Below are 11,784 nucleotides of genomic sequence, written 5' to 3' on the forward strand. Positions count from 1 at the left end.
CTGCCTTGTCGTGAACGGCGATGATCGCCTTCAGACAAGGTACTTTTCCGAGGTCCGGTTTGGAATGGGGTTTCAAAGGCGCCGGTGCTGTTTTGCCTGGCGAACGCGGCGTGGAACCGGCGCTTTGCCTCGGCTTTTACGGAGCCGATTTGCCGCGCCGCAAATGCTCGTCCAGGCGCGGCATGATCTCGACGAAGTTGCATGGCGTGTGCCGGTAGTCGAGCTGCGCTTTCAGGATGCCGTCCCACGCGTCCTTGCAGGCGCCGGGTGAGCCCGGCAGCACGAAGACGAAGGTGGCGTTGACGACGCCGCCGGTCGCCCGGCTCTGGATCGTCGAGGTGCCGATCTTGTCGTAGGAAATGCGGTGGAACACTTCCGAAAAGCCATCCATGCGCTTTTCGAAGATCGGCTCCAGCGCGTCCGGCGTCACGTCACGGCCTGTGAAGCCGGTACCGCCGGTGGTGATGACGACATCGATATTCTTGTCCTGTGACCACGCCAGAACCGTGTCGCGGATTTTCTCGCGGTCGTCGGTGACGATATCGCGGGCCGCCAGCAGATGGCCGGCCTCGGTGATGCGGTCGGCCAGCGTCTGGCCGGATTTGTCGTCGGCGAGGCTGCGCGTGTCCGAAACGGTCAGCACCGCGATGCGCACGGGAATGAAGGAGCGGCTCTCGTCAATTCTGGCCATCTGCGCCCTCCGATGCGATGGTGCGCGTCGCCGCGACGAACCAGTCGGGCTGGCGGCCGCGGATCTCGGCAGCGGCACGCTTGGCGACATTGCCGGTCTCGAACAGGCCGAAGCAGGTGGCGCCGGACCCGGACATCCGTGAAAAACCCGATCCGGCCTTGTTCAGCCAGGAAAGCGCCCTGCCGATGGCGGGCTGCATCGCTAGCGCCGCGGGCTCGAGATCGTTGCGAGTAATCTCCAGCCAGTTGCGCAGGCTGTGAAAATCGATGCCGCGCGGCAGGGGCGGCAAGGCCTCATTGTCGCGCCGCGAAAGCGCTGCAAAGACATCCGCCGTCGACACCGGGGTGCCTGGATTGACCAGCACCAGGCCAAGCGCCGAAAAATCCGGCACCATCGACAGTTCATCCCCGATGCCGCGCGCTACCAGCGGCTTTGCCGCCAGGCACATCGGCACATCGGCGCCAAGCGAAAGGCCGATCCGCGCCAGCTCTGCGCCGTCGATGTCCAGCGCCCATGTCTCCACCAGCCCGCGCAGCACGGTCGCCGCGTCGCTCGAACCGCCGCCGACGCCGGAGGCAACCGGCAGGTTCTTTTCGAGCCGGATGGCAACCGGCGGTGTTCTCTCGTGCCCGGCTGTCTGCCGCAGGGCATCGCGCGCCCTAAGCACAAGATTGCTTGCGTCGACTGGAACGGCCGGTGCGTAGCGGCCGGACACGGCAAACTCATCGCTGTCGGCGGGCGCGATTTCGACCCTGTCGCCAAAACGCGTGAACACCGCTAGGCTTTCTATCAGATGATAGCCGTCAGGGCGCCTGCCGGTGACATGCAGCGCAAGATTGATTTTGGCGTACGCAGGCCAAGTGCGCACACCGAAAGCGGTGTCCACTGCGTTTGATGTAAGCGAAATGATGGTCAGTCCTTGGCCAGTCGGTATTCGCCGGTCTTCGGATCCTTGACCAGCGTTCCGATCGCGCCGTTGGCCGTCTGCTTTTCTGTGCGCCGCACCTTGGCGGTCACGCGCTCGGCTTCCCTAATGAAGGTGCGGTAGCCGAAATAAGCGGCAACGCCAACGACGGCGAAGAAAATGATCTGCGGCATGCCAAAACTCCTCCCACGCTGGGCCGGCGAAGGCGGCCGGTCGGGTCGGTTGATGCATGTCGACCCGGTTTTGGGGACACGACATGCATGAAACTCAAGCTCTCATGCTAGACGGTTTTGCCGGGTTTTCAAAGCCCGAAGCGAGACCACAATGCGCGCTCTTCCGCCGCATCGATCACGCCGCTGGCGGCAGCGGCTACGATATCGGGCGCTGAAAAGCCCTTGCTTGAGCCGAACAGGCCGAAGCGGCTAAGAAAACCGCGCGGTGTCGTGATCAGCCTGAGCTGGGTTTTCGCCCCGAAACGGGTCTTGAGCACAGTGCGCATGTCGCCGAGCGCATCGACCAGACCGAGTTCGAGGCCCTTGATGCCGGTCCAGAACAGGCCGGTGAACAGGTCCGGGTCGTCCTTCAGTTTCGTGCCGCGCCGCTCCTTGACGAGGTCGATGAAGGTTGCGTGCACCTCGAGCTGCAGCGCCTTCAGCCGTTCGACATCTTCCTTCTTCTCGGGCTTGAACGGATCGAGCACCGCCTTGTTCTGGCCGGCGGTGTGGACACGGCGCTCGACACCGATCTTTTTCATCAGTTCAGGGAAGCCGAACGAGGCCGATACCACGCCGATCGAACCGACGATGGACGACGGATCGGCGAAGATCTCGTCACCGGCGACCGCGATCATGTAGCCGCCCGACGCCGCGACATCCTCGACGAAGACCAGTACCTTTTTGTTCTTTTCCGTGGCCAGGTCACGGATGCGCTTGAAGATCAGCCGAGACTGCACCGGCGAGCCGCCCGGCGAATTGATCGAGATGGCGACCGCCGGCGCGTCGTAGGAGAACGCCTTCTCGATGAGGCCGGCGGTGGAAGCCAGCGACAGGCTCGGCCGAAACTGGCCACCGCCTGCCATGATGGTGCCGTGCAGCCGGATCACCGGAATGGTGACGACGGTGGAGCGCCAGGATTTCGGCAGCAGGCGGTTGATAAGGCGTTTCACGAGGGCGCGGTCTCCGGTCGGTGGGTTGCAGGCATGTAGGGATTTCCCGGCCAACGGCAATGTCGCCGGGCAGAATAGCTCAATCTCCGAACAGCGAGGCGAGGCCGTTGGTGATCATTTCGCTGCGCTCGTCGGGGCCGTTGCCTGACTGCGTGTGGAGCATTAGGGGCGGGCGTATGGCAAGCTTTCCCCGCGCCCCGAGCGCTGCCCGCACGACGATGCGGATCGCCGCCGCATCGGGACGAGGGTGGACGGCGAGCATCTCGGCATCGCCGAAGCGGCCGGCGATCGCATCGAGAATGGCGCCGAGCTGTTCGGGCCGGGCGATTACGGCGAGCCCGCCGCGCGGCCTCACCACCGCCGCCGCACTTCTGATCCAGCTCTCGAACAGCCCGTCCTCCATGACATGGGCTTCCTTTCGCAGGCGATCCGATGTGGCGCGGTCCCGGGGGGCATTGAAAGGCGGGTTCATGATGACGAAGTCGAAGTCGTTGTCGGCGAGGCCGGCGGCCGCCCGCGCCCGGCCCGATACGGTGACATTGGCGACCAGCACGGAGGCGCGATCGCTCAGATGGGCATTGCCGGGATGGGCAAGCGTCGCCGCCGCGAAGGCCGCCATTTCCGGCGCGCGTTCGACAAGCACCGCCTCTGCCGCCGGGCAGCGTGACAGCACCGCCAGTCCGGCAGCTCCGGCTCCCGCGCCGAAATCGGCCAGGCGCCCGCCAAAGGTCGATGGCACGGATGCCGCCAGCATCATCGCATCCATGCCGGCGCGATGGCCGCCCTGCTTGGGCTGGACGAGCCAGAACCGGCCGCGATGGAAGGCGTCGACCGTATGGGCCGGCGTGTCCGGAACAAGGGCGGGCGCGGCGGGCATTATTTTCCGCGGATCTCGTTGGCGATGCCGGCATCCCTGAGGATGCGCCGTGCCGCGTCGGCCTGGTCGGCGTCGACCATGACGCGTTTCTGCAAAAGACCGATCGATCCTTCGAGAATGCTCATATTCTGATCGGCGACAAAGCAGGCGATGCCGGCGTCGCGCATCAGCGATTCCACAAAGGAGATGATCACGGCATCGTTGGTGCGGACAAGTTCTATCATCGTATGAAACTCGCAGTTTGCGCTATTGATGTAAACGGGCAGGGGATTCCGAGGCAGAGCCCCGTTCCCTCTGTGGTCGTTGACATTCCGTCATCGACGCCGCGCCAATTCGCCACTTGCCGTGGCCATGTCCGCCGCCCTAGAGTCCATGCAGGGACTAAGGGTGCCGTCGCACGCTCTATACCAAGACGGGAGTGATTGTCGTGGGTGTCGTTCTCAACATCGAAAACGGGAAGCGGGAGCCCGCCTCCATCAAGGATCTGATCGATCTGACTGCCGCCGATATGGGGCGCGTCAATGAATTGATCCTGTCCAAGGCCGGCTCCGACGTCGAGATGATCCCGGAGGTCGCCAATCATCTGATCTCGTCCGGCGGCAAACGGCTGCGGCCGATGCTGACGCTCGCCGCCGCGCAGATGTTCGGCTATGCCGGCGAGGGCCACGTCAAGCTCGCCACCTCCGTCGAATTCATGCACACGGCGACGCTGCTGCACGACGATGTCGTCGACGAGAGCGGCATGCGGCGCGGCAAGAAGACCGCCCGCATGATCTGGGGCAACCAGGCAAGCGTGCTGGTCGGCGACTTCCTGCTCGGCCAGGCTTTCCGCATGATGGTCGATGTCGGCTCGCTCGAAGCGCTCGATATCCTGTCGAGTGCTGCCTCGATCATCGCCGAGGGCGAGGTTATGCAGCTTGCCGCCGCCAAGAACCTCGAAACCACCGAGGACGAGCATTTCGCCGTCATCAAGGCCAAGACCGCCGCACTTTTTTCGGCTGCTGCCGAGGTAGGGCCCGTCATTGCCCAGGCGACCCGCAACGATCGTGCGGCGCTGCGCTCCTACGGCATGAATCTCGGCCTTGCCTTCCAGCTGATCGATGACGCGCTGGACTATGGCGGCACCAGCAAGGATCTCGGCAAGAATGTCGGCGACGATTTCCGCGAAGGCAAGGTGACCTTGCCGGTCATTCTCGCCTATCGGCGGGGCACGAAGGCCGAGCGCACTTTCTGGAAGCGTGCCATCGAGGACAATGTCACCGATGACGCCGGCCTGGAAAAGGCGATCGGCCTGATGACTCGCCATGGCGCCATCGCCGACACGATCGGACGAGCCCGCCATTTCGGCGAGATCGCCCGCGACGCGCTGGCGCCGCTGGAAGCGACGCCGCAGAAATCGGCGCTGATCGACGTCATCGATTTCTGCATCAGCCGGGTGAACTGAGCGGCGTCACCCGGTTGCCCGCTGCTTCGCCTTTCCCGGCAAAGCGAACGCGGCCAGCAGGCTGACAAAGATGCCCGCCGCCGCCAGCCAGAAGGCGATCTGTATGCCGTCGGCGATCGCGGCCTTCAGTGCATCGCCAGTCAATCCGCCGACATGGCTGTTGGCGATCGCGATCAATGTCGCCATGCCGATCGCGTTGCCGATGTTGAGCGTCGTGCAGGCCATTCCCGAGGCAACGCCCTGTTCGTCGTGTGCCACGCCCGACGCGGCCGCGATCCACATGGCGGTCCAGACGATGCCCTGTCCGACACCGGAGATGATCAGGCCGGGAACGATGGCGGCATAGCTGCTGTCGGCTGATGCTCCAAGGACCATCAGCGCTGTGCCGGCTGCGCCGACTATCATGCCGCCGACCAGGGTCGAGCGTGTAGAAAAGCGCGTCGCCAGGCGCTCACCGAGCTGCGTGCCGGCGGCGATGGCGATCGACGGCACCAGGAACGCCAGGCCTGTTTGCAGGGCGGTGAAGCCATGTACGGTCTGCAACAGCACGGTCAGGAAATAGGGCAGGGCTCCGAACGTTCCCATGAACAGGAAGGTGATCGTCATGCCGGCGACGAGGCTGCGATTGCGGAACAGCCGCAGCGGCATCAGCGGGTCAGCGCTCTTCGCCTCAATCAGCGCGAAGGCGATAATGAAGATCGCTGCCAGTGCGGCGCTGGCGATGATCGCTGGCGAACCCCAGCCATATTCAGGTCCCTGGACCAGCGTGAAGACCAGCAATGTGGCGCCTGCGGTGACGGTCAGCGCGCCCGGCAGATCGAAGTTGCGGTGCTGGTGCCGCTTGGGATCGCGCGGAATGATGGCAAATGCGGCGATGATGGCGATGCCAGCCAGCAGCACATTGACGTAGAAGACCGACGACCAGCCGAAGGCGCCTGTCAGGATTCCACCGGCCAGTGAGCCAAGGGTAAGGCCGCTCGCGCCGGCACCGCCCCACACCGCCAGCGCCCTGTTGCGTTCCGGTCCTTCGGCAAACAGGCGGTTGATCAGCGAGAGCGTCGCCGGGAACAGGAAAGCGCCGCCGATGCCTTGCACGGCACGCGCAGCGATGATGATTTCCGGCGACCAGGCGAGGCCGCCGACCAGCGACGAAAGCGCATAGAGCCAGAGCGCGAAGATGAAGATGCGGCGCTGACCGATAAGGTCGGCGGCGCGGCCGCCGAACAGCAGAAAACCGCCGGTAAACACGGTGTAGGCGCTCACCACCCATTGCAAGGTCTGGCCGGAAAAGCCCAGCCCAGCCCCGATTTCGGGCAGCGCCACGAAGACGATGTTGATGTCGAGAGCGATGATAAGCTGGGCGAAGGCGAGCAATGCCAGCGTGGCGCCGCGCTTCGCGCCAATCCCTCCCTGTGTCGCAGTGGCGCCGAATGGCAGCCCTTGATCGAGTGAACTCATGCCAGTCTCCTTTCGATTCTTTATCGATCGACAAAGAATTGAATTTGCAATCTTGAGTCAAGCGGATTATTTGTGGATCGATAAAGAAATGGAGGTTGCGATGGCGGGACGGCCAAGGGAGTTCGACAGAGCCCAGGCTCTGCAGAAAGCGCGCGATGCCTTCTGGATGCGCGGCTACGAGGGCACCTCGATGGCCGACCTCGTCTCCATGCTTGGCCTGGCCTCGGCGCGCATCTATGCCGCCTTTGGCTCGAAGGAGGATCTGTTTCGCGAAGCCGTTGTTCTCTACGAAACCAGCGAAGGAAGCTTCGCCACCGGTGCCCTTGCCGAAGAACCAACCGCTCGGCGGTTTGTCGAGCGGCTGCTGCGCGATGCGATCGATATCTACACAAGGCCGGATCTGCCGAAGGGCTGCATGGTTGTCTCGGCCGCCACCAACTGCGCTACCGAAAATGACGGCGTGCTGCATTGGCTGGCCGAGCGCCGACTGGCGCGCAATGCATTGATTGTGGAGCGCCTGAGAAAGGGTGTTCGCGACGGCGACCTCAAGCCGGATACCGATCCGGAAGCGCTTGGCGACTACTACACCACGCTGTTGTTTGGCCTCTCAGTGCAGGCGCGCGACGGGGTGCCGAAGAAGCGGCTGCATGACCTGGTCACCGTGGCGATGCCTGCGCTCGACGGTTTCGTCTCACAGCCTTGAGTCTTGCTTCTGGCGCCTCGCGATTTCGACTGCAATTGTCTCGACAAGCTGCCCTGCCGCAAATTATCTATAAAACATGGCAAAGGGCACAGACGACACCATCGCGGTGCGCATCAGCAAGGTTCTGGCGGACCGCATCATATCCGGCGCGATCGAGCCGGGGGCCAGGCTTCGGCAGGATCATATCGCCGAGGAATTCCAAACCAGCCATGTTCCCGTGCGCGAGGCCTTCCGGCGTCTGGAGGCGCAAGGGCTGGCCATCGGCGAGCCGCGGCGCGGCGTGCGCGTCGCGTCTTTCGATCTGGGCGAGGTCAAGGAGGTCGCCGAAATGCGCGCCGCCCTTGAGGTGCTGGCGCTGCGCCACGCCGCGCCGCACCTGACATCGGCCATTCTCGATCTCGCCGAGGAGGCGACCAAGGCCGGCGACAAGTCCCGCGATGTCAGGTCGTGGGAAGAGGCCAACCGCGCCTTCCACCGCTTGATCCTGTCGCCATGCGGCATGCCGCGCCTGCTCGCGACCATCGACGATCTGCACGCGGCAAGCGCCCGTTTCCTGTTCGCGGCATGGCGGTCGGAGTGGGAGACGCGCACCGATCAGGACCATCGCGCGATCCTCTCCGCCTTGCGGCAGGGAAACACCGAATCCGCGGCCGTCACACTGGGGCGGCACGTCCAATGGATTGGCCGCAAGCCGGTCAGGACGGCCTCCGGGACGACGCGCGAAGCTTTTGCCATCGTAGGTTAGTCGGCCTCCGCCAAAGCCAGGGCTTGCAATCTCCAGGGAAGTGTGGATTCGATAATAGATCGGAAAGAGAAATTATCTATAATTTTCAATCGATCAAAGGAATCCCAATGACAGACGTCGCATTCTCCCCCGGCAAGCCGTCGTTCAGTCCGCTCCGGCTCCAGGATCGTTCTCTTGCCTGGCAGGTTGGAGCCGTCGTGCTTGGCACCCTGTTCCTGGCGCTGGCGTCCTATATCGAGGTGCCGATGGTGCCGGTCCCGGTAAACATGCAGACCTTTGCCGTGACCCTGATCGGCGCGCTCTATGGCTGGCGGCTTGGCGCGCTCACCATCGTCGCCTGGCTGGTCGAGGGTGCGGTCGGCTTTCCGGTTCTGTCCGGAGGGGCAGCGGGTGCGGCGCATTTCGTCGGGCCGACGGGTGGCTATCTCTTCGCCTTCCCGCTTGTCGGCGCCTTGGTCGGCTGGCTAGCAGAACGCGGCTGGAACGGCAAAAGGGTGATGCTTGCCTTTGTCGCCATGCTGCTTGGCAACCTTGCCTGCCTTGTGCTGGGCACAGCATGGCTTGCCGTCATGATTGGAGCCGAACAGGCCGTTACCTTCGGCTTCCTGCCGTTCATCGTCGGCGGCTTGCTCAAGTCAGCGCTGGGTGCCGCGACCCTCATGGCCTTTCCCGGCGGCAAGGCCAAGCCGGCCAATCCGTGACGATCAAGCTGCGCGCCCATCATCTCCTTTGCCCGCTCACCTATGTGGGCAAGGGATACAGCCCCGCCTTCACCGCCAATTATGATCGCGTCGCGGAGCGCCTGAGCCGGGGCGAGGACATCCTCCTCGTTTCCGGCCCCGACGATGTCTGCGCTCCATTGCTCGACGAGCCGGAACCTCACTGCCTCAACGAGAGCGTCGTCGAGCGGGACCGGCTCGCCGCGCTGGATGTAGGAGAATTGCTGGCGCGGCCAATCCGGGTCGGCACCCACCTCGATCTCGACACGGGGACCTTGGCCCGGATGCGGCAGGCGTTTTCGGCTGGCCTTGTACGCAAGGCCTGCGGCGGCTGCGAATGGAACGAACTGTGCAGCACGATAGCGGCCGGTGGATACAGCGACACGCTGGTGCAGCGGTCCGCCGCGCCAGCCGAGGGTTGATATTGGCCCCGAGCCTTAGCGGTCGAAGCCGAGCTCAAGGGTCGAATCTGCGATATCTTCGGCGCCGCGCAGGGCCAACACCGAAATTCAAGACCGGAAAACTGGTGCCTGTCGCCATGATTTGTTAATCGGGTGCCCGGATTGTGAATTCGAGGCGGATTGAAGCGCGACCCCAAAAAGGCCATGCTTTGCCTGGAAAGATCGAGTCTACGCCGATCCCGCTGATGCGGAGATGGCGCCTGGCTGAAAGGGATATGATGCGGCAAGGACGTGCGCGCTGGCTGACAAGGCTGGCAATTGTGACCGGCATGGCGATCTCGGCTTTGCCGGCCTATGCCAAGCAAACCACCGAACCGGTCAAGATCACGTCGTTTTCGGGCGCTTATCTGGCGGCCCGGGTCGCCGAGGGCGACAACGACCTCGACAGGGCCATCGCCTACTACAAGCAAGCATTGGCCTTCGACCCGAGCGACACCGGCCTGCAGCAGAGCCTGATGCTGTCGCTGATCGCGCAAGGGCGCTTCGACGAATCCCTGGTCTATGCCGACAAGCTCAAGGAAGTGCCTGACGTCGAGCGTTTCTCGCGCTTGGCGCTCGCCGTCGATTCCTTCCACAAGAAGGATTTCACCAAGGCGCAGTACTGGCTCAAGCTGTCGCTGGAATCCGATCTCGACCGGTTGATCTCCGGCGTGATGTCCGGCTGGGCGCAGCAAGGCGCCGGCGAGCCTGCCGATGCGATGGCGTCCATCGACAAGCTGCAGGGGCCGGATTGGTTCGGCCTGTTCAAGTCGTTCCACCGCGCCCTGATCGCTGATGCATCCGGCATGCCCGAAAAGGCCGAGGCGATCTATGCCGCGACCATGCAGGATACCGCCGCCGGCGGTGCTGCTCCCGAAACCTGGATGCGCAACGCCCAGGCCTACGCCTCGTTCCTGGTCCGCAAGGGCGACAAGACCAAGGCGCTGTCGGTGCTCGACCAAGCCGAGGCGTTTTCGCCGGGCAAGCTGGAAATCGTCGCCTTGCGCGACCGAATTGCAAAAGGCGACAAGATTGCGCCGCTGGTTGCCGGCCCATCCGATGGCGCCTCCGAAATCCTGCTCGACCTCGCCACCGCGCTCAACCGTGGCGGCGGCGAGCCGTTCGTGCGCCTCTATCTGCAATATGCGCTTGCTTTGAAGCCTGACAGCGACGCTGCCCTTGTGCAACTCGCCGCCGTGTCCGAGCAATTGAAGGACGGCGAAGGTGCCATCGCGCTCTATCGCCGGATTCCCGCCGCTTCGCCGCTGAAGGAGCTTTCGGACCTGCAACTCGGCCTCAATCTTGCCGATCTCGACCGTCACGAAGAAGCGATCACCCATCTGAAAGCCTTGGTCGACGCCCATCCCAATGACATGCGCGCCTATCTGGCGCTCGGCGGCGTCTATTCCTCGAAGGACGATTTCCGTTCGGCCGCCACTCTCTACGATAAGGCCGTCGAGGTGCTGAAGGCGCCGACCGCGGCCAACTGGAACATCTTCTACCAGCGCGGCATCGCTTATGAGCGTCTGAAGGAATGGCCCAAGGCCGAGCCGAACTTCCGCAAGGCGCTGGAACTGTTCCCCGACCAGCCGCAGGTGCTGAACTATCTCGGCTATTCCTGGGTCGACATGAACATGAACCTCAAGGAAGGCCTGGCGATGATTCAAAAGGCCGTCGACCTCAGGCCGAGCGACGGTTACATCGTCGATTCGCTGGGTTGGGCCTATTTCCGCCTCGGCAGGTTCGATGACGCGGTGCGCGAAATGGAACGCGCCGTGTCGCTGAAGCCGGAAGATCCGGTTCTCAACGATCACCTCGGCGACGCCTACTGGCGCGTCGGCCGCAAGCTGGAAGCCACCTTCCAGTGGAACCAGGCTCGCGACCTGAAGCCGGACCCCGATGTGCTGGCCAAATTGCAGCAGAAGCTGATGAAGGGCCTGCCGCCGATCGAGTCCAACACGGCGCAGGAAACCCCGAAGGTCAAGCCAGAGCCGGTGCCCGCCCCGAAAGGGTGAAGTTCGCCATTTGAATTCAATGCAAACGGGGCTCTTTTCGGAGTCCCGTTTTCGTTTGAACCGGATTCGGCTGGCTGCCTCAGAAGAGCTTGCGATAGACGACGAAGCCGGAGTGTTCGGCGACCTTGTCGTAAAGCTTCATCGCCGTGTGATTGGTCTCATGCGTCAGCCAGTATACCCGGCCTGAGCCGGCCGCCTGCGCGCGCTCGTAAACGCGCTCGATCAGCGCCCGTCCGATGCCTTTGCCACGCGAGGCCTGCGTGGTGAAAAGGTCCTGCAGATAGCAATTCGGCGCGATCGCCGTGGTGCTGCGATGGAAGAGATAGTGCACGAGGCCGAGAAGCTGTCCCTCGCCTTCGGCCACCAGCGCGTGGACCGGCTCATAGGCATCGAAGAAACGAGACCATGTCATCTGGGTGATCTCACCCGGCAGGGCCGTTTCACCCGAGCGGCCATAAAATGCATTGTAGCCGTCCCACAGCGGCAGCCATTGCTCGAAATCCTGTCGCGTGACAGGGCGGATGACGATCGGGCTGGGCATGGCTGAAACCTGTTGTCGTTGCTGCACAGGCGAACAGAGCGCAGGCCCCAGAGATGGGCAA

Annotated in this window: 14 protein-coding genes; 6 read left to right on the forward strand and 8 right to left on the reverse strand. The window is 63.5% G+C overall.

Annotation, left to right across the window (positions count from 1 at the left end; genetic code table 11):
* Window positions 1-136: 136 nt before the first annotated feature.
* The 6 genes from moaB to NP503_RS05345 all read right to left on the reverse strand — a co-directional run bounded on the left by moaB (window position 137) and on the right by NP503_RS05345 (window position 3,882).
* Window positions 137-691, reverse strand: coding sequence for a molybdenum cofactor biosynthesis protein B (gene moaB / locus NP503_RS05320; protein WP_127269628.1), 555 nt, complete (start codon window positions 689-691; stop codon window positions 137-139).
* Window positions 678-1,577: a 4-(cytidine 5'-diphospho)-2-C-methyl-D-erythritol kinase gene (locus tag NP503_RS05325; protein ID WP_127269629.1), complete on the reverse strand. Its 900-nt coding sequence runs from the start codon at window positions 1,575-1,577 to the stop codon at window positions 678-680. The genes moaB and NP503_RS05325 overlap by 14 nt, the downstream gene beginning before the upstream one ends.
* A gap of 26 nt (window positions 1,578-1,603) precedes the next feature.
* Window positions 1,604-1,789, reverse strand: coding sequence for a membrane protein (locus NP503_RS05330; RefSeq protein ID WP_023808667.1), 186 nt, complete (start codon window positions 1,787-1,789; stop codon window positions 1,604-1,606).
* 128 nt (window positions 1,790-1,917) lie between these two features.
* Window positions 1,918-2,781: a S49 family peptidase gene (locus NP503_RS05335; protein WP_127272776.1), complete on the reverse strand. Its 864-nt coding sequence runs from the start codon at window positions 2,779-2,781 to the stop codon at window positions 1,918-1,920.
* Between the two features lie 79 nt (window positions 2,782-2,860).
* Window positions 2,861-3,658: a tRNA1(Val) (adenine(37)-N6)-methyltransferase gene (locus NP503_RS05340; RefSeq protein WP_127272009.1), complete on the reverse strand. Its 798-nt coding sequence runs from the start codon at window positions 3,656-3,658 to the stop codon at window positions 2,861-2,863.
* Window positions 3,658-3,882 (reverse strand): DUF2007 domain-containing protein, encoded by a 225-nt coding sequence (locus NP503_RS05345; RefSeq protein WP_063167652.1) that lies wholly within the window; start codon window positions 3,880-3,882, stop codon window positions 3,658-3,660. The genes NP503_RS05340 and NP503_RS05345 overlap by 1 nt, the downstream gene beginning before the upstream one ends.
* A 203-nt stretch (window positions 3,883-4,085) precedes the next feature.
* On the opposite strand from NP503_RS05345, the gene NP503_RS05350 reads away from it, so the two are divergent.
* A complete protein-coding gene (locus NP503_RS05350; protein WP_127272280.1) occupies window positions 4,086-5,102 on the forward strand; it encodes a polyprenyl synthetase family protein in 1,017 nt (338 codons plus the stop codon).
* A 6-nt stretch (window positions 5,103-5,108) separates the two neighbouring features.
* Here NP503_RS05350 and NP503_RS05355 read toward each other — a convergent pair whose 3' ends face one another.
* Window positions 5,109-6,560, reverse strand: coding sequence for an MFS transporter (locus tag NP503_RS05355; protein ID WP_127268977.1), 1,452 nt, complete (start codon window positions 6,558-6,560; stop codon window positions 5,109-5,111).
* Window positions 6,561-6,660: 100 nt separating this feature from the next.
* Here NP503_RS05355 and NP503_RS05360 point away from each other — a divergent pair, with 100 nt between their 5' ends.
* The 5 genes from NP503_RS05360 (at window position 6,661) to NP503_RS05380 (ending at window position 11,182) form a co-directional block, all read left to right on the forward strand.
* A complete protein-coding gene (locus NP503_RS05360) occupies window positions 6,661-7,263 on the forward strand; it encodes a TetR/AcrR family transcriptional regulator (protein ID WP_127268976.1) in 603 nt (200 codons plus the stop codon).
* 76 nt (window positions 7,264-7,339) lie between these two features.
* Window positions 7,340-8,008 carry a GntR family transcriptional regulator gene (locus NP503_RS05365; protein WP_127272279.1) on the forward strand — a complete coding sequence of 223 codons (669 nt, stop codon included), beginning with the start codon at window positions 7,340-7,342 and terminating at the stop codon, window positions 8,006-8,008.
* 107 nt (window positions 8,009-8,115) lie between these two features.
* Complete coding sequence (locus NP503_RS05370) at window positions 8,116-8,709, forward strand: biotin transporter BioY (RefSeq protein ID WP_127268974.1); 594 nt, start codon at window positions 8,116-8,118, stop codon at window positions 8,707-8,709.
* Complete coding sequence (locus NP503_RS05375; protein WP_127268973.1) at window positions 8,706-9,149, forward strand: DUF1284 domain-containing protein; 444 nt, start codon at window positions 8,706-8,708, stop codon at window positions 9,147-9,149. Before NP503_RS05370 ends, NP503_RS05375 begins: the two co-directional genes overlap by 4 nt.
* A gap of 257 nt (window positions 9,150-9,406) precedes the next feature.
* Window positions 9,407-11,182 (forward strand): tetratricopeptide repeat protein, encoded by a 1,776-nt coding sequence (locus tag NP503_RS05380; protein ID WP_127272281.1) that lies wholly within the window; start codon window positions 9,407-9,409, stop codon window positions 11,180-11,182.
* Between the two features lie 79 nt (window positions 11,183-11,261).
* Here the strand turns inward: NP503_RS05380 and NP503_RS05385 are convergent, their stop codons facing one another.
* The gene (locus NP503_RS05385) at window positions 11,262-11,723 is read right to left on the reverse strand and encodes a GNAT family N-acetyltransferase (protein ID WP_127270006.1); all 462 of its coding nucleotides are present in this window, start codon (window positions 11,721-11,723) and stop codon (window positions 11,262-11,264) included.
* Window positions 11,724-11,784 lie beyond the last annotated feature (61 nt).

The sequence above is a fragment of the Mesorhizobium sp. SEMIA396 genome, from assembly GCF_024518615.1.
GTDB lineage: Bacteria > Pseudomonadota > Alphaproteobacteria > Rhizobiales > Rhizobiaceae > Mesorhizobium.

Excerpts from the sequence above, each read along its gene's own strand:
- moaB (WP_127269628.1), bottom strand. The coding sequence starts at position 691 with ATGGCCAGAATTGACGAGAGCCGCTCCTTCATTCCCGTGCGCATCGCG.
- NP503_RS05330 (WP_023808667.1), bottom strand. The coding sequence starts at position 1,789 with ATGCCGCAGATCATTTTCTTCGCCGTCGTTGGCGTTGCCGCTTATTTC.
- NP503_RS05340 (WP_127272009.1), bottom strand. The coding sequence starts at position 3,658 with ATGCCCGCCGCGCCCGCCCTTGTTCCGGACACGCCGGCCCATACGGTC.
- NP503_RS05345 (WP_063167652.1), bottom strand. The coding sequence starts at position 3,882 with ATGATAGAACTTGTCCGCACCAACGATGCCGTGATCATCTCCTTTGTG.
- NP503_RS05355 (WP_127268977.1), bottom strand. The coding sequence starts at position 6,560 with ATGAGTTCACTCGATCAAGGGCTGCCATTCGGCGCCACTGCGACACAG.
- NP503_RS05360 (WP_127268976.1), top strand. The coding sequence starts at position 6,661 with ATGGCGGGACGGCCAAGGGAGTTCGACAGAGCCCAGGCTCTGCAGAAA.
- NP503_RS05365 (WP_127272279.1), top strand. The coding sequence starts at position 7,340 with ATGGCAAAGGGCACAGACGACACCATCGCGGTGCGCATCAGCAAGGTT.
- NP503_RS05370 (WP_127268974.1), top strand. The coding sequence starts at position 8,116 with ATGACAGACGTCGCATTCTCCCCCGGCAAGCCGTCGTTCAGTCCGCTC.
- NP503_RS05380 (WP_127272281.1), top strand. The coding sequence starts at position 9,407 with ATGCGGCAAGGACGTGCGCGCTGGCTGACAAGGCTGGCAATTGTGACC.
- NP503_RS05385 (WP_127270006.1), bottom strand. The coding sequence starts at position 11,723 with ATGCCCAGCCCGATCGTCATCCGCCCTGTCACGCGACAGGATTTCGAG.